Annotated in this window: 17 protein-coding genes; 5 read left to right on the forward strand and 12 right to left on the reverse strand. The window is 72.2% G+C overall.

Annotated elements, in window-relative coordinates; genetic code table 11:
* Positions 1-32: 32 nt before the first annotated feature.
* Complete coding sequence (locus AB0M82_RS03020) at positions 33-1,022, reverse strand: bifunctional oligoribonuclease/PAP phosphatase NrnA (protein WP_364717118.1); 990 nt, start codon at positions 1,020-1,022, stop codon at positions 33-35.
* 25 nt (positions 1,023-1,047) lie between these two features.
* On the opposite strand from AB0M82_RS03020, the gene AB0M82_RS03025 reads away from it, so the two are divergent.
* The 4 genes from AB0M82_RS03025 to AB0M82_RS03040 all read left to right on the forward strand — a co-directional run bounded on the left by AB0M82_RS03025 (position 1,048) and on the right by AB0M82_RS03040 (position 4,425).
* Positions 1,048-2,079, forward strand: coding sequence for an SAM-dependent methyltransferase (locus AB0M82_RS03025; RefSeq protein ID WP_364717120.1), 1,032 nt, complete (start codon positions 1,048-1,050; stop codon positions 2,077-2,079).
* A 69-nt stretch (positions 2,080-2,148) separates the two neighbouring features.
* The gene (locus AB0M82_RS03030; protein ID WP_364717121.1) at positions 2,149-2,691 is read left to right on the forward strand and encodes a helix-turn-helix domain-containing protein; all 543 of its coding nucleotides are present in this window, start codon (positions 2,149-2,151) and stop codon (positions 2,689-2,691) included.
* Positions 2,688-3,305, forward strand: a complete 618-nt coding sequence (locus AB0M82_RS03035; RefSeq protein WP_364717123.1) for a class I SAM-dependent methyltransferase — start codon at positions 2,688-2,690, stop codon at positions 3,303-3,305. The genes AB0M82_RS03030 and AB0M82_RS03035 overlap by 4 nt, the downstream gene beginning before the upstream one ends.
* Before the next feature lie 25 nt (positions 3,306-3,330).
* Positions 3,331-4,425, forward strand: coding sequence for a hypothetical protein (locus AB0M82_RS03040; RefSeq protein ID WP_364717125.1), 1,095 nt, complete (start codon positions 3,331-3,333; stop codon positions 4,423-4,425).
* Here the strand turns inward: AB0M82_RS03040 and AB0M82_RS03045 are convergent.
* From AB0M82_RS03045 to rimP, 8 genes are all read right to left on the reverse strand, one after another.
* Positions 4,422-4,901, reverse strand: coding sequence for a hypothetical protein (locus AB0M82_RS03045; RefSeq protein ID WP_364717127.1), 480 nt, complete (start codon positions 4,899-4,901; stop codon positions 4,422-4,424). The genes AB0M82_RS03040 and AB0M82_RS03045 overlap by 4 nt on opposite strands.
* Complete coding sequence (locus AB0M82_RS03050) at positions 4,898-5,719, reverse strand: alpha/beta hydrolase-fold protein (RefSeq protein ID WP_364717128.1); 822 nt, start codon at positions 5,717-5,719, stop codon at positions 4,898-4,900. The genes AB0M82_RS03045 and AB0M82_RS03050 overlap by 4 nt, the downstream gene beginning before the upstream one ends.
* A 3-nt stretch (positions 5,720-5,722) precedes the next feature.
* A complete protein-coding gene (gene rbfA / locus AB0M82_RS03055; RefSeq protein WP_364717130.1) occupies positions 5,723-6,199 on the reverse strand; it encodes a 30S ribosome-binding factor RbfA in 477 nt (158 codons plus the stop codon).
* Between the two features lie 19 nt (positions 6,200-6,218).
* Complete coding sequence (locus AB0M82_RS03060; RefSeq protein ID WP_364717132.1) at positions 6,219-6,512, reverse strand: DUF503 domain-containing protein; 294 nt, start codon at positions 6,510-6,512, stop codon at positions 6,219-6,221.
* 71 nt (positions 6,513-6,583) lie between these two features.
* Positions 6,584-9,607, reverse strand: a complete 3,024-nt coding sequence (gene infB / locus AB0M82_RS03065) for a translation initiation factor IF-2 (RefSeq protein WP_364717529.1) — start codon at positions 9,605-9,607, stop codon at positions 6,584-6,586.
* 77 nt (positions 9,608-9,684) lie between these two features.
* Positions 9,685-10,083 (reverse strand): YlxR family protein, encoded by a 399-nt coding sequence (locus tag AB0M82_RS03070; protein WP_364717135.1) that lies wholly within the window; start codon positions 10,081-10,083, stop codon positions 9,685-9,687.
* Entirely contained in the window at positions 10,080-11,126 is a 1,047-nt protein-coding gene (gene nusA, locus AB0M82_RS03075) for a transcription termination factor NusA (RefSeq protein ID WP_364717138.1), read from the reverse strand. Before nusA ends, AB0M82_RS03070 begins: the two co-directional genes overlap by 4 nt.
* Positions 11,123-11,665 (reverse strand): ribosome maturation factor RimP, encoded by a 543-nt coding sequence (rimP, locus tag AB0M82_RS03080; RefSeq protein ID WP_364717140.1) that lies wholly within the window; start codon positions 11,663-11,665, stop codon positions 11,123-11,125. Before rimP ends, nusA begins: the two co-directional genes overlap by 4 nt.
* A gap of 120 nt (positions 11,666-11,785) precedes the next feature.
* Between rimP and AB0M82_RS03085 the strand changes: the two genes are divergently transcribed.
* Entirely contained in the window at positions 11,786-12,718 is a 933-nt protein-coding gene (locus AB0M82_RS03085; protein ID WP_364717141.1) for a ferritin-like domain-containing protein, read from the forward strand.
* Positions 12,719-12,834: 116 nt separating this feature from the next.
* Here the strand turns inward: AB0M82_RS03085 and AB0M82_RS03090 are convergent, their stop codons facing one another.
* The 3 genes from AB0M82_RS03090 to AB0M82_RS03100 all read right to left on the reverse strand — a co-directional run bounded on the left by AB0M82_RS03090 (position 12,835) and on the right by AB0M82_RS03100 (position 15,355).
* The gene (locus tag AB0M82_RS03090) at positions 12,835-13,431 is read right to left on the reverse strand and encodes a hypothetical protein (RefSeq protein ID WP_364717530.1); all 597 of its coding nucleotides are present in this window, start codon (positions 13,429-13,431) and stop codon (positions 12,835-12,837) included.
* Between the two features lie 112 nt (positions 13,432-13,543).
* A complete protein-coding gene (locus AB0M82_RS03095; RefSeq protein ID WP_364717144.1) occupies positions 13,544-14,557 on the reverse strand; it encodes an aminotransferase class V-fold PLP-dependent enzyme in 1,014 nt (337 codons plus the stop codon).
* Positions 14,558-14,590: 33 nt separating this feature from the next.
* Complete coding sequence (locus AB0M82_RS03100) at positions 14,591-15,355, reverse strand: isocitrate lyase/phosphoenolpyruvate mutase family protein (protein WP_364717146.1); 765 nt, start codon at positions 15,353-15,355, stop codon at positions 14,591-14,593.

Below are 15,355 nucleotides of genomic sequence, written 5' to 3' on the forward strand. Positions count from 1 at the left end.
ACCACCGACATTCCTGACCGGCGGGAACGGCGCTAGAGCAGCGGCGCCCGCTCCAGCGCGTCACGCAGGCCGGCCAGGACCTCGTCGGCGGTGCCCGCGATCGTGCAGCCCGCGGCCTGCCGGTGCCCGCCGCCGCCGAACTCCGCGGCCACCGCGGAGACGTCGATACCGATGGAGCGCAACGAAATCTGCCACTGGCCCGGCTGAGCCGGGTCCTGCTTGAGCACCGCCGCGACGGCCGCCTCGCGCACCGAGCGGACGACGTCGATGACCGACTCGACCTCCTCGCCGCGCACCGTTCGCGCCGCGTCGACCCGGACGACCGCGTGCACGAAACCCCGGCCCTGCGCCGCGTCCGGCTCCAACCGAGCCTCGCGCAGCACGGACGAAAGCATCGGCAGCCACGTGAACGGCCGCTCGTCGACGATCCGCCGCACCACCAGTTCGGGGTCGACGCCCGCCTCGAGCAGCCGCGCCGCCATCCGGTGCGTCTCCGGGCTCGCCCGGCGGAACCCGCTGGTGTCGGTGACGATCCCGGCGTAGAGCCCGCGCGCGATCGGCTCGTCCAGCTGGACGCCCAGTTCGTCCAGGACCCGGAACACGAGGACCGCGCTGGCTTCGGCGCTCTCGTCGACCACGTTGCAACTGCCGTAGAACGTGTTGGTCGCGTGGTGGTCGATCACCAGCACCGCGCCGGCGAGCTCGACGCGCCCGGCGAGCCGGCCCAGCCGCTTCGGCGCCGGCGTGTCGACGCAGACCAGCAGCGGCTCGGTGTCCGGCAGGTCGTCCGGGTGGGTGAGCAGGCCGTCCTCGTCGAGCCACCGCAGCGTCTCCGGGGCCTCGTCCGGCTCGCCGAAGGAGACGCGCACTTTCGCGCCGCGCCGCACCAGGGCCCGTCCGAGGGCGAGCGCGCTGCCCAGCGCGTCCGCGTCCGGCCGGACGTGCCCGAGCACCGTCACGTCGGTGGCCGACGCGAGCAGCGCCGCCGCGTCCCGGATGTCCTGCGCCAAAGTAGGAGTCACGGTGCGTCACGCTACGCTCTGCGGGATGCCTGAGTACGCGATGCTGGTCTACCCGTCGGCCAACCGGGTCTACGCCGCCTCCTCCCCCGCGCTGCTGCGCGCCGAGCTGGCGGTGTTCGGCGCGGGCCTGGCGGCCGAGCTGTCCGCGATCGAGGACGTCGAGCTGGGCGGCGTCGGCTACGTGCGCTTCACCAGCTCGGCGCCGCTGGGCGAGCGCGACCTGGCGCTGCTCTCGAACCTCTCGTCGCTGTACGCGCTGTTCGAGGTGGGTGACGGCGTGCTGCGCCCGGTGACCGTGACACCGCTGGCGAAGGCCGACTCGGACCTGCTGACCATCCAGAAGTACGCGGGCAAGACGAACGAGCTGTTCACGAAGCTGCTGCTGAACGTGACGCTGATGGCCACCGCGGATCCCTTCTCGGAAAAGGTCAAGTACCTGCTCGACCCGCTGTGCGGCCGCGGCACGACGCTGAACCAGGCGATGATGTACGGCCTCCACGCCACCGGCTTGGACGTCGACGCCAAGGACTTCGAGGCCTACGAGGCCTTCATCAAGACGTGGCTGCGGAACAAGCGCGTGAAGCACACCGCCGAGTCTGGCCAGCTCCGGCGCAACAAGGTCCGCCTCGGCCGCCGGCTCGACATCGAGTACGCGCTGACCAAGGAAGAGTTCAAGGCGGGCGACACCCGCAAGCTCACGTACTTCAACGCCGACACGCTGACCACCGACGAGGTCCTGCGGGCGAACTCCTTCGACGTGATCGTCACCGACGCGCCGTACGGCGTCCAGCACGGCAGCCACCGCGAAGCCGGGTTGCAGCGGAGTCCCCGTGACCTGCTCGCGGCCGCGGTGCCGGTGTGGACGCGGGTGCTGCGGCCGGGTGGCGCGCTCGGCATCTCGTGGAACACCACCGTGCTGCCGCGGGAAGAACTCGTCGAGGTGCTGCGGAAGGCCGGCCTCGACGTCCGCGAGGGCGGCCCGTGGGCGGAGTTCGCCCACCGGGTGGACCAGGCGATCCTGCGCGACCTGGTCGTCGCGGTGAAACCAGCTTCCTGAGCCGGCAAAGCGCTTTCGGGACGCGGTGAGGTTCCGGCCACGGAGGCAGCCGCCGCTATACTCCGCAGCGTGACCGTCGAGCAACGTCCCCTGCGTGCGGACGCCCGGCGCAACCGGGAAGCTCTGGTCGCGGCGGCGCGGGAAGTGTTCGGCGCCAAGGGGGTCGACGCCCCGCTCGACGAGATCGCCCGGCGGGCCGAGGTGGCGATCGGCACCCTCTACAACCGGTTCCCGACGCGGGCGGACCTCGTCGAAGCCGCGTTCCTGCCGGTGCTCGAGGAGGCCCGGGCGATCAGCGAAGACGCCCTCGCCTGTGCCGACCCGTGGGCGGGGTTCGTCCTGTTCGTCGAGCGATCGGTCCGGATGCTGGTGGCCGACCGCGGGTTCACCGAGGTGTGCACGCGGGCGTTCGACCCGGCGTCGGGACTGGAGAAAGCCAAGCACGCCAACGCTTCCCGGATGACGCGGATCATCGCGCGCGCCCAGGAAGCCGGGGCGCTGCGGCCGGACTTCCGAGGCGAAGACCTGGCGGTGGTGTTCGCCGGGGCGTCCGCGGCAGCGGACTGGCGGCGCGGCCTCGCCCTGGTGCTCGACGGATTGCGCCCGCGATGACCTGGCTCGCGGACACCGCCACCTCGTACGACACGGTGGCGGAAAGCTACGCGGATTACGTGTCGGACGCGCTCGAGAAGCAGCCGTACCTCAAGGCCGCGCTCACGCTGTTCGCCACGCAGGTCGACGGGCCGGCGGTGGACGTCGGCTGCGGCCCCGGGCACTTCACGGCGTACCTGGCTTCGCTCGGGGTCGAGGTGTCCGGCATCGACCTCTCGCCGGGGATGATCGACCTGGCTCGCCGGTCGCACCCGGAACTGCGGTTCGAAGTGGGGTCGATGACGGACCTCGCACTGCCCGACGCGTCGGTCGCGGGCGTGCTGGCGTCCTGGTCGCTGATCCACGTCCCGGACGAGGCGGTGCCGGCGGCGCTGGGGCACTTCCACCGCGTGCTGCGGCCGGGCGGGCTGCTGATGATCGGCTACCACGTCGGTGTGGGCACCCGGCTCAAGACCGAGGGTTACGGCGGGCACCCGATGCGGGTCAACGTCCACCTCCGGCAGCCGTGGTGGCTGGCCCGGCGGGTGCGGGACGCCGGGTTCACCGTGGACGCGGAATGGCTGCTGAGCCCCGGATCCGAGGTGTCGCAGGCGATTCTGTTCGCTTCGAAATGACCGATCCATGAGTTACGCTCCGCCCATGCAAATGGGGGTTTTCCGCCGGTTCGGCGTGTTGGTGACTGTCGTCCTTTCGATGCTCGCGTCGACTTTGCTGCTCGGCGCGTCCGCCGCGCACGCCGCACCACCGCCGCTGGGCAAGCAGAACTGGGTGGTCAGCGTCGCCGGTTTCACCGACGCCGCCGGCAGCAACTACCTGCGGCTGGGCTATCTCGTGTTCGACCCGTCGAGCAACGCCGTCCAGCACAACTTCTGGACGTGGAGCCAGCGTGACTACCCCGTCCCGGTCAACAGCGGGGACGTCTACTACTGCGGCGAGTTCCAGCCGGGCACCAACCCGCGGAACAACTGCGCGATCAAGACCGCGCCCGGGTTCACCGGTGACCCGAACGGCCACTTCACCGGCACCTACGCCGACAACTCCACTTCCGGTCAGGTGACGATCACCTGGACGAGCAGCACGATCAACGGCTCGACGACCGCGGTGAACCTCGGCGAGACCTGGGCGGTCTCCGAGCTGCACCCGGGACTGGGCCGGATGCAGCTGGTGAGCGACACGTACTCGATCACCGGCGGCTACGCGTACGGGAGCAACGCCTCGCTGGCCCAGACCAGCAAGGCGTCGATGAGCGCGGTCCGCGCCACGCAGCGGACGTACAAGTACGAGGCGCACAGCTGGAACAGACTGAAGGTCACCACCGTGGCCCGCGGGTCGGGCGGCAGCTTCCAGGTGGGCCCCACCTGGAACGCCTGCACGGACGGTTCGTGCCTCGGGTACGTCCAGAGGAACGCGGGTTGCGACGCGGCGTCCTGCTGCCCGAACCCGGGCACCGCCGAGTACGACGCGTGCGTGAAGAAGCTCGCCGACAGCGGTGACCGACGGTTCTACTACCTGACCGGCGATCTGGGCGGCCGCCGCAACAGCTACGAGTTCTGGTGCGAGTGTCTCTCCTACGACGGCTGCTACCTGCTGAACAGCCACGTGCGGCCGTTGCTGCAGGTGATCGACGACTCGGGAGCGTTCCAGGGCTGGGTGGGCGCCGAGGTCAGCCCCGACCGCAACGGCGCCCGGTCGATGGACGGCGAGTTCTACGGCGCGTTCGCGATGGTGGCTTAGGCGAAAGCCTGCTCGGCGAAGCCGAGTCCTCCGCGTTCGGCCATGGTGAGAACCTGCCGGTCGACGTGCCGTGGCCGGGCGCGGATGTACTGCCGGAAGCCCGTCGCCCGGAACCTCAGGTCGAACTCGTGCCCTTCCAGGTGCCACGCGGGATACGGCTTGTCGTCGGGCGGGTCGAGGCGGTGGAGGTCCGCGATCTCCAGGCTGCCGTGCAGCGGGCCGATGTCGCCGGTGATGTCCCAGACCTGCTCGAACACCAGCGTCGCGGGGGCGACCCAGAACGTGAAGTGCTGCTCTCCCCGGGCGGGCTCGACCCAGCGGACGATGTAGTCCAGGTCCAGCAGGAGCCGGCCCGGGGGCAGGTCGTCGTCCTCGAGGATGCTCAGTGCGTGGACGCGGCTGTCGTGCCAGCCCATCACCGGGAAGTCCGCGTTGGTCCAGACGGCCTTGCTCAGCCCGGAAGCCGGATCACTCACAGCCGCTCCCCCACGAACTTCAGGACCTCCGGGAGCACCTCGCGCCAGTACTCATCCTTGTGCCCGCCCGGCGAGAACCGGGAAACCGCCGGGGAAACCGCCTTCACCAGCTTCCGGTCCGCGCCCAGGAACGGATCCGACTCGCCACACCAGACGCCGAGCTGCCCGGCCCGCAGATCGCCGGTGTGCAGCAACGGTTCCTCCGCGCGCCAGTTGTCCTCGTCCGCGAACACCTTGCGGCTGCGGGCATCCGGCCAGCTGACGAACAGCGCGGCGCTCGCCGTCGCCACCGCCTTGAGATCCGGGTGGGCACGGGCGAACCGGAGCGCGCCGAAACCGCCCATCGAAATGCCGAACACCGCCGACGCCGGCCGCAGATCGCGGGCCGCCAGCCAGTTCGGGACTTCCTCGGTGAGCATCCGCTGCGGGGCGTCGCCGGAACCGACGTCCACCCAGTAGTGGTCGCCGTCGACCGCCGCGATCGCGAAGGGCGGCGTGCCCGCCCGGACCGCCGCCGTCAGCAGTGCGGGGACGCCCAGGGAAAGGAACGTCCGCGCGCTCGCACCGCGGCCGTGCAGGGCGAGGCACACCGGTAGTCCTGCTGCCGGGACACCTTCGGGCGTGACCAGCACCAGGTCGACGTCGGTGCCGCGGGCCGCCGACCGCATGCGCTGGACCGTCACCGGGTCGCGCGGCGCCGACGGCCGGGTCGGCGCCGGCACCGCGGGTGGGCCGGGTGGCGGCCCGGACGGCGTCGACGAACAGCCCGCCAGCAGCGCGAGTGCGCTGCCGGCGAGCAGGCCGCGGCGGGAGAGCACAGGTCAGCCCCGGCTCTCCTCCTCCGCCAGCTCGTCGTCTTCGGTCTCTTCGCGAGGCGCCTTGTACGGGTCCGGTTCGCCGGCGTGCTGGGCCCCGGTCGCGCGCCGCGCGACCTCCGCGTCGGCCTCGCGGGCCTTGGCGAGGAGGTCCTCGATCCGCTTCGACTCTTCGGGGATCGTGTCGGCGACGAACGTCAGCGTCGGCGTGTAGCGGACGCCGGTGCCCTGCCCGACCTTCGTGCGGAGCATCCCGCGCGCCGATTCGAGCGCGAGGGCGGCGCCGGTGAAGTCCGGGGGGACGTCCAGCTTCTCGCCCAGCACCGTGTAGTACACCGTCGCGTCGTGCAGGTCACCCGTGACCTTCGTGTCCGTGATGGTCACGTAGTCCAGCCGGGAGTCCTTGACCTCGTGTTCGATCGCCGACGCGACGATCTGCGAGATCCGCTTGGCGAGCTTGCGAGCCCGAGCAGGATCAGCCATGTCGTTCTCCTAGAGAAATTCAATCGTCTGGGCCGAGCAGCCGGCGGTGGGCGGAGAGCAGTTCGAACTCCGGCCTGCTCGCCACGTACCGCTCACACGAGTCGAGCACGTCACGGACGTGCTCGCCACCTTCGGCGACCACGGCCACCCCGATGATGGTCCGGCGGTGCAGATCGGTGTGCCCGGCTTCGGCCACCGACACGGTGAAGCGCTTGCGCAGCTCGGCCAGCACCGGGCGGACCACGGATCGCTTCTGCTTCAGCGAATGGACGTCACCGAGCAGGATGTCGAGCTCGAGAGCTCCGACGAACATAGGCAGTTTGGGGGGTGTAGTAGGGAGACACCGGGTGTGCGCGAGAAACGCACACCCGGTGTCGATCGTCCTTACGCGCGAGGCTTCTCGCGCTGCTCGTACGTCTCGATCTGGTCGCCGACCTTGAGGTCGCCGTACGAACCGAGCGTCAAACCGCACTCGTAGCCTTCGCGAACCTCGACCACGTCGTCCTTGAACCGCCGCAGCGAGCTGACGGGCAGGTTCTCCGCCACGACGGTGCCGTCGCGGAGCAGACGGGCCCGGGCGTTGCGCCGGATCTCGCCGGACATGACCAGGCAACCCGCGATCGTGCCGATCTTGGAGGACTTGAAGACCTCGCGGACCTCCGCGCGGCCCAGCTCGACCTCTTCGTACTCCGGCTTGAGCATGCCCTTGAGGGCCTGCTCGATCTCGTCGATCGCCTGGTAGATGACCGTGTAGTACCGGACGTCGACGCCCTCGCGGGTGGCCCGCTCGGTCGCCTTGCCCTGGGCGCGGACGTTGAACCCGAGGACGATCGCGTCGGACGCGGTCGCCAGGTCGATGTCCGACTCGGTCACGCCACCGACACCGCGGTGGACCACGTTCAGCTCGACCTCGTCGCCGACGTCCAGCTGGAGCAGCGAGGCTTCGAGGGCCTCGACGGTACCCGAGTTGTCACCCTTGATGATCAGGTTGAGGCTGTTCGTCTCCTTCAAGGCGGAGTCGAGGTCCTCGAGGCTGACCCGCTTGCGACGCGACGCGTTGAGCGCGTTGCGCGTCCGGGCGGAGCGGCGCTCGGCGATCTGCCGGGCGACGCGGTCCTCGTCGACCACCAGGAAGGTGTCGCCCGCACCGGGCACCGAGGTGAACCCGATGACCTGGACCGGACGCGAGGGCAGCGCCTCGGTGACGTCGACGTTGTGCTCGTCGACCATCCGGCGGACGCGGCCGTAGGCGTCACCCGCCACGACCGAGTCACCGACGCGCAGCGTGCCGCGCTGGACCAGGACGGTGGCCACCGGGCCGCGGCCGCGGTCGAGGTGCGCCTCGATCGCGACACCCTGGGCCTCCATGTCCGGGTTGGCCCGGAGGTCCAGAGCGGCGTCGGCGGTCAGCAGGATCGCCTCGAGCAGGCCGTCGATGTTGATGTTCTGCCGCGCGGAGATCTCGACGAACATCGTGTCGCCGCCGTACTCCTCGGCGACCAGGCCGTACTCGGTGAGCTGCTGCCGGATCTTGTCCGGGTTCGCGCCTTCCTTGTCGATCTTGTTGATCGCGACCACGATCGGGGCCTTGGCGGCCTGCGCGTGGTTGATCGCCTCGACCGTCTGCGGCATCACACCGTCGTCGGCCGCCACCACGATCACCGCGATGTCGGTCGAGTTCGCACCACGGGCACGCATGGCGGTGAACGCCTCGTGACCCGGGGTGTCGATGAAGGTGATGAGCCGCGGGTTGCCCTCGAGCTCGGTCTCGATCTGGTACGCACCGATGTGCTGCGTGATGCCGCCGGCCTCGCTCTCGCGGACCTTCGTCTTCCGGATCGTGTCGAGCAGGCGGGTCTTACCGTGGTCGACGTGACCCATGATGGTCACGACCGGCGGCCGGACCTGCAGATCCTCTTCGCCACCCGCGTCGTCGCCGTAGGTGATGTCGAAGGTCTCCAGCAGCTCGCGGTCCTCCTCCTCGGGGCTGACGACCTGAACGTTGTAGTTCATTTCGCCGCCGAGCAGCTCGAGGATGTCGTCCGACACGGACTGCGTCGCGGTGACCATCTCGCCGAGGTGGAAGAGCACCTGCACCAGCGAAGCCGGGTTGGCGTCGATCTTCTCGGCGAAGTCGGTCAGCGAGGCACCACGCGGCAGCCGGATCGTCTCGCCCTGGCCCTTGGGCAGGCGGACGCCGCCGACGCTGGGCGCCTGCATGTTGTCCATGTACTCCTGGCGCTTCTGCCGCTTCGACTTGCGGCCCTTGCGCGAGGGGCCACCCGGGCGTCCGAAGGCACCCGCGGTACCGCCACGGCCACCGGGGCCACCACGGCCACCGCCGCCGCCACGGAAACCGCCGCCACCGGCCGGAGCGCCGCCGCCGCCACCGGGACCGCCGCCACCGGGGCGGAAGCCACCGCCGGCACCGCCGCCGCCACCGGGACGGAAGCCACCGCCGCCGCCGGCACCACCGGGACCGCCGCGGAAACCGCCGCCGCCACCGCCACCGGGGCCGCCACGAGCGCCGCCGCCGGGGCCGCCACGGGCACCGCCACCGGGACCACCGCGAGCGCCGCCACCGGGACCGGCCGGGCGCTGCGTGCGGCCCGGCATCATGCCGGGGTTCGGCCGCGGGGGCATGTTGCCCGGGCTCGGCCGGTTGCCACCGGCGCCACCGCCGGGCCGCGGGGCCGGACGGTCACCGGCACCCTGGCCGCCACCGGGACGCGGCGGGCGGTTGTCGCCGCCCTGGCCGCCACCGGGGCGCGGGCCCTGCGGGCGCGGCGGAGCGCCGGAACCGACGCCGAAGGGGTTGTTGCCGACCCGCGGGGTGCGCGGACCGGGCTTGGGACCGCCGGGCTTGGGGCCCTGCGGCTTCGGCGGGACGACCGAACCGGTGTTGCCCGAAGGCGCCGCCGGGGTGTCCTGCTTGGGAGCGGCCGGCGCCTCGTTCTTGGCGGCCGGGACCTGCTCCTGGGGTGTCGGCGCGGCCGGCTGCTGACGCGGGCCGGGCCGGGGGCCGGGGCGCTGCCCCGGGCCGGCCGGCTTCGACGCCGCGGGCGCCTGCTGCTGGGGTGCGGCCGGAGCCGACGTAGCCGACACCGCCGGTGCCGGTGCCGCCTTGGCCGCCGGAGCCTGCTGAGCAGGCGCGGGAGGCTTCGGGGCGGCGGGCGCGCCGGGCTTGGCGGCCGGCGGGCCGGGGCGCGCCGACGGGCCGGGGCTCGGGGTGGGCTTCTTGGCGCCCTTGGGGGCATACGCGTCGCGAAGACGGCGGGCGACGGGCGCCTCGACCGTGGACGACGCGGACTTGACGAACTCGCCTTGTTCCTTCAACTTCGCGAGAACGTCCTTGCTGGTGATGCCGAGCTCTTTCGCGAGCTCGTGTACGCGGGCCTTGCCTGGCACAACTCTCCTCATCTAGGGGAGGCCAGGCGGGGATCCGCTGACCTCGTCCTTATTGTCTGACGCTCATGGCTTCAGCTTCACGGCTGACTCATGACGGGTCGACCTGCTTCCTTGAATCCTCGCGAACCCGGGGATGTCCCGGCTTCGTGGTGCGTAGTGGTGCGCTCGACGTGCTCGCGAACCTCGCGAGCATCGAGTGCCCCGGGAGCCCGCAAGGCTCTCGGGAAGGCTCGCCGCCGTTCGGCCTTGGCCAGGCAGTCCGGGTCGGGATGCAGCCACGCTCCCCGCCCCGGCAGCCGCCGACGTCCGTCGACGACCACCCGCCTGTCCACCGCGACCACGCGCAGCAGCTCACCGATCAAGGCCCGCCGCTTGCAGCCGACACAAGTCCGCACCGGGGAATTCCGGTGGGGCTGGTGCTCGGCTACCCGCCGCGGGCGTTGAACCACTCCTGAGTCTAGCGCTTCGACCTTCACTCAGCCGAACCGGTTGTCGCGGCGGGCCGCGACGGACGAGCGTGGTCTTGATCACCCTCGTCGTCCACCGGTGCGGCGTCGCTGCGGATGTCGATCCGCCAGCCGGTCAAGCGGGCGGCGAGGCGGGCGTTCTGGCCCTCCTTGCCGATCGCCAGCGACAGCTGGAAGTCCGGCACCACGACACGGGCGGTCTTCGTCCGCTCGTCCACGACTCGTACCGAAACAACCTTCGCCGGGGACAGGGCATTCCCCACGAACCGGGCCGGGTCCTCGGAGTAGTCGATGATGTCGATCTTCTCACCGGCCAGCTCGCTCATCACGTTGCGCACGCGCGCGCCGACCGGGCCGATGCAGGCGCCCTTGGCGTTGACGCCCGCCACCGTGGACTTGACCGCGATCTTCGTGCGGTGCCCCGGCTCGCGCGCCACGGCGGCGATCTCCACCGTGCCGTCGGCGATTTCCGGCACCTCCAGCGCGAACAGCTTGCGCACCAGGTTCGGGTGCGAGCGCGAGAGCGTGATCTGCGGGCCGCGGTTGCCGCGCGAGACCGTGACCACGTAGGCCTTGATCCGGCTGCCGTGCTCGTAGCGCTCCCCCGCCACCTGCTCGGCGGACGGCAGCACGCCCTCGGTGTCACCCACCTGGACCACGACCATGCCGCGCGCGTTGGCGCGGGCGTCGCGCTGGATGACGCCGGCGACGATCTCGCCCTCCTTGGTGGAGAACTCGCCGAAGGTCTTCTCGTGCTCGGCGTCGCGCAGCCGCTGCAGGATGACCTGGCGCGCGGTGGTGGCGGCGATCCGGCCGAACCCCTCGGGGGTGTCGTCCCACTCCTCGTCGGTCTCGCCCTCGGGGGTCAGCGTGCGCGCGAGCACCCGCACCAGCCCCGTCTTGCGGTCGATGTCGATACGGGCGTGCGCCTGGTGGCCCTCGGTGTGCTTGTACGCGGTGAGCAAGGCCGTCTCGATGGCCTCGATCACTGTTTCGAAGGGGATGTCCTTGTCCCGTTCGATCGCCCGCAGCGCGGCGATGTCGACGTTCACTTCGACCCCTTCTCCGTCTCGGCCTGACCGGCGCCGATCATGCCGGACGCGTCGTCTTCGAGCAGTTTCATGTCCTCGACGGGCGGCTGCTTGAACTCGATCTCCACGACCGCCTTCGCCACGTCGGCGTAGCGGACGTCGCGGAGCTTGCCGTCCACGAGGACGCGGGCGGCGTCCTCACCCGCGTGACCGACCCGGCCGACGAAGGCCGCGCCTTCGGCCGGGGTGACCTTCACCAGGTGGAGCCGCGCGCGGCGCCAGTGCCGGGGCTGGGTGAGCGGGCGGTCGAGGCCCGGCGAGGTGACCTCCAGCGTGTAGGCGCTCGCGAGCACGTGCTCGTTCTCGTCGAGCGCCGCCGAGACCGTGCGGCTGATCTCGGCGACCTCGTCCAGCCCGACACCGTCGTCGGAGTCGACGACGACCTTGACCAGCTGCCGCCGGCCGGCCTGCTGCACCTCGAACGAGTCGAGGTCGAAACCCGCGGCGGTGACGGCTTCGGCCACTATCGGCTGAAGCCGGCTGGCGAGTTCTCCTGGCACGTGGGGCTCTCCTTGTTCGGGCTGGATGTGTTCGGGTCGGTGGTGGACCAGCTTATCCGGTCACCCCGTCACCCCGCGCGAGCGGCGGGGGCGCCCCGGGGCCTGGCAGGATGGGGCGGCGTGACCGGAAGACCGACCGAGCTGACCCGTCGTGCCGCCCTCCGCGCGGGGGCGCTGGCCGCACTGGCCGTCCCCCTGGCCGCCTGCGGGCCCGGCTACGACGAAAGTCCCGACCCGTTGCAGCCGCTCCTGGCCGCCGCCCAGGCGGACGCCGCCGCCGCGCGGGCGCTGGCCAAGGGCAAGGACGCCGACGCCGCCGGCCAGCTCGCCGACGCGCGCGCGGCGCACGCGGCCGCGCTGAAGTCCGAAGTGGACCGGCTGAACCGGCCGAAGCCGTCGCCGTCCCCGACCCCGCCGGCGCCCGCGGCGCTGGGTGACCTGAAGGACCGGCTGGCGGCCGCCCGCAAGCAGGCCGAAGACCTCGTCGGCGGGCTGCCGCGCTACCGCGCCGGGCTGGTCGCGGCGGTGGCGGCGGGCTGCGCGGGGCTGCAGCGCATCGCCCCCGCGCTGGGCCCGGGCGAGGACGCCCCCGCCGTGACCGCGCCGTCCGGCACCGTGCCGGCGGAGGTCGTGGACCCGCTGCAGGTGGCGCTCGCCGCCGAGCACGCCGCGGTCTGGGTGTACGGGCTGGTCAGCGCGTTCCTCCCGGCCGACTTCGGCGACGCCGAGAACAGCGGCGCCGCGGAGCACGCCCTGCGCCGTGACCTGCTGCAGACGATGCTCTCGGCGGCCGGGGCGACCCCGGTCGCGCCGGAACCGGCGTACGTGCCGAAGAAGCCGGTGACCGACGCGGCGTCGGCGGCCCAGGTGGTGGCGACGGCCGAAGCGGACTGCGCGTCGGCGTGGCTGGCGGTGGTGAACCACACGGACGACGCGGGCCTGCGCACGACGGCGCTGCACGCCCTGGTGGCGGCGTCCCGGCGCGGCACGCCGTGGCGCGCCGAGGCGGGCGAGAAACCGACGGCGATCCCCATGCCCGGCCAGGCGAGCTGAGCGCCGGTCAAACGCCCCAATGTGGCGTTGGTTGCGTCCAGCGCACCGAACGCCACATTGGGTGCGTTGGACGCACCGAACGCCACATTGGGGCGTTTGGGGCCCGGGTGCCCAGGTCAGCTGTGGAGGTCGGCGGAGAGGCGCAGGGCGTCGTCCGCGATCTTCTCGATCAGGGCCTTGTCCGTGTGCTTGGCGTAGAAGTCGGCCAGCACGATCGTGGTGTTCGCGCCGTCCACCTTCGACGCGTACGCCGCGTCGCTGCCGCTCACGCTCGGCGTGCCGGTGCCGGCGAACGTCTTGTCGCGGACCAGGTCGGTGACGTTGCCGGTGCCGTCCTTCTCGGTCAGCGTCTTGAGCGCCTTCGCCTTCGTCGAGTCCGGCATCCCCACCAGCACCACCGACACCAGCGCCTTCGCGCCGCCCGACTCCGTCGTGTAGAGCGCGCGGACCAGCGACCGGCACGAGTTTTCCTGGAAGAATTTCTTGGTCTCGCCGTACGACTTCGCGGCGCAGTCGTCGGACGGCTCCGGCCCGGCGACCTTCGTGAAGGTGAACTGCCCGGTGTTCTGGGCCGGCGGCTGCGCGACCGGCTGGTCCGGCGTCGAGTCGTGCCGGATCAGGAACCACAGCAGCCCGGAGACGACGGCGATCGCGACCAGCCCGGCGCCCTTGAGCAGCAGGGACCGGGTGTCACGCGCCGGCGGTCCCGGCACGGGCGGCCGGGGCTGCGGGGGAACCGCGCCCAGCGGGGCCGTGTCGGACGGGCCTGGGGTGAAGTGCGCACCAACCACGAGGCCATACGGTAGTTCACTCTCCCGTGGCGGTTCACTCGAACGCACGTAAGACGCGTTCGACGTCGTCAGCGGTGTTGTAGAGGTGGAAGCCGACCCGCACCCGGCCGCCGCGGACGCTGGAGACGATCCCCGCCGCGGCCGCCCGCTCCGGATCGGCGTCGAGCGACACGATCGCGGTGCCGCGCGGCGGCTGCCCGAGCTTCTCCAGGAGCGTGTCGGCCAGGCCGGTGTTGTGCGCCTGGACCTGGGCGAGGTCGAGGTCGCCGAAGTACTCCAGGGCGGCGGCCGCGCCGACCTGGGCGAGCCAGACCGGTGAGAGGTCGAACGCGCGGGCGTCGCCGGCCAGGCGCAGCGGGAGGCCGTAGACGGTGGCCCACGGGTCGTCGCCGGCGTACCAGTTCGCCGCGACCGCGCGGGTGCGCTCCTGCGCGTCCGGCCGCACGGCGAGCCACGCGCTGCCTCGCGGGGACAGCAGCCACTTGTAGCCCGCCCCGACCACCCAGTCCGCCCAGGCGACGTCCAGGGGCAGCCAGCCCACCGCCTGGGTGGCGTCGAGCAGCACCGCCGCGCCGGTGGCCTCGGCCGCGGCCCGCAGGGCCGGGAGGTCCACGATCCGGCCGTCGGCGGACTGGACGACGCTCACCGCGACGACGTCGTGGCCCTCGACCCGCTCCGGGAGCGACTCCAAGGGCACCTCGGTGACCGTGACGCCGGGGTTCGCCGCGAAGGGGAAGGTCACGCTGGTGAAGTCGCCTTCGGCGGCGAGCACGCGGGTGCCGGCGGGCAGCGCCGCGGCGACGTTGGCGACGAGCTGCGAGGCCGACGCGCCGCTCGCGACCCGCCCCGGTTCGACGCCGAGCAGCCGCGCGAACCCGGCTCGCGATCGCGCGACGTACTCGTCGAACTCCCCCGGCCGGATCGCGCCGGTCCGCCACCGTTCGACGGACTCGGCGACGGCCGCGGCCACCGGCGCGGGCGGGATGCCCACGCTGGGCGTGTTGAGGTATCCGGGCGGGACGGCGAAATCGGTTCCGAAGGCATGCATACCCCCGAGCCAAGCAGACCGGGGCAACCCGATTTAGGGCAGCAACGCGGCGACGTCGGCATAGCTCGGCGGGCTCAGCGGCAGGTCACGGCCCTCGCGCACGGCCAGCGCCGTTTCGGCGGCGGCCGCGAGCGCCATGCGGTAGGGCAGCGACCCCAGGCTCACCCGCGCGACGCCGAGCTCGGCCAGCCCGGCCAAGGTGACCTTGCCGGGCAGGAACAGCAGGTTGAGCGGCAGCCCGACCGCGACGATCCGCTCGACGTCCGCCGGCTCGGCGAGACCGGGCACGAAGACGCCGTCCGCGCCCGCCGCCGCGTACGCCCGCACCCGCGTCTCCGCTTCCGCGACCGAGCGGTCGCCCGCCCAGTGGGTGTCGGTCCGGGCGTTGACGAACAGCCGCGGCACCCGCTCCTTCACCGCGGCGACCAGCGCGCACTGCACGTCGACCGGGGCGAGCGAACCGTCGGCGCGGCCGTCTTCGAGGTTGACGCCGACCGCGCCCGCCTCGGCCAGCTCCGCGGCGAGATCGGCCACCGCGCCGGGGTCCGCGCCGAAGCCGTCGGCGATGTCGACGCTGACCAGCGCGTCCAGCCGGGCCAGGCGCGTGGCCAGCGCGACCGTCGCGTCCCGCGTCGACGGCGCGCCGTCGGGCTCCCCCGCCGCCGCGGACACGCCGAGGCTGGTCGTGCCGAGCGCGCGGAAGCCCTGGACGGCGAGGAAAGCGCCGACGCCGAACTCCCAGGCGTTCGGCAGCAGCAGCGGGGTACCGGGCACGTGCAGGGCACGGAATTCGTCCAT

The sequence above is a fragment of the Amycolatopsis sp. NPDC051128 genome, assembly GCF_040682715.1.
Taxonomy (GTDB): domain Bacteria; phylum Actinomycetota; class Actinomycetes; order Mycobacteriales; family Pseudonocardiaceae; genus Amycolatopsis.

What these genes read in the sequence shown, in the direction of transcription:
- AB0M82_RS03025 (WP_364717120.1), top strand. Translation starts at nt 1,048, where the DNA reads ATGCCTGAGTACGCGATGCTGGTCTACCCGTCGGCCAACCGGGTCTAC.
- AB0M82_RS03035 (WP_364717123.1), top strand. Translation starts at nt 2,688, where the DNA reads ATGACCTGGCTCGCGGACACCGCCACCTCGTACGACACGGTGGCGGAA.
- AB0M82_RS03040 (WP_364717125.1), top strand. Translation starts at nt 3,331, where the DNA reads ATGCAAATGGGGGTTTTCCGCCGGTTCGGCGTGTTGGTGACTGTCGTC.
- rbfA (WP_364717130.1), bottom strand. Translation starts at nt 6,199, where the DNA reads ATGGCTGATCCTGCTCGGGCTCGCAAGCTCGCCAAGCGGATCTCGCAG.
- AB0M82_RS03060 (WP_364717132.1), bottom strand. Translation starts at nt 6,512, where the DNA reads ATGTTCGTCGGAGCTCTCGAGCTCGACATCCTGCTCGGTGACGTCCAT.
- AB0M82_RS03095 (WP_364717144.1), bottom strand. Translation starts at nt 14,557, where the DNA reads ATGCATGCCTTCGGAACCGATTTCGCCGTCCCGCCCGGATACCTCAAC.
- AB0M82_RS03100 (WP_364717146.1), bottom strand. Translation starts at nt 15,355, where the DNA reads ATGGACGAATTCCGTGCCCTGCACGTGCCCGGTACCCCGCTGCTGCTG.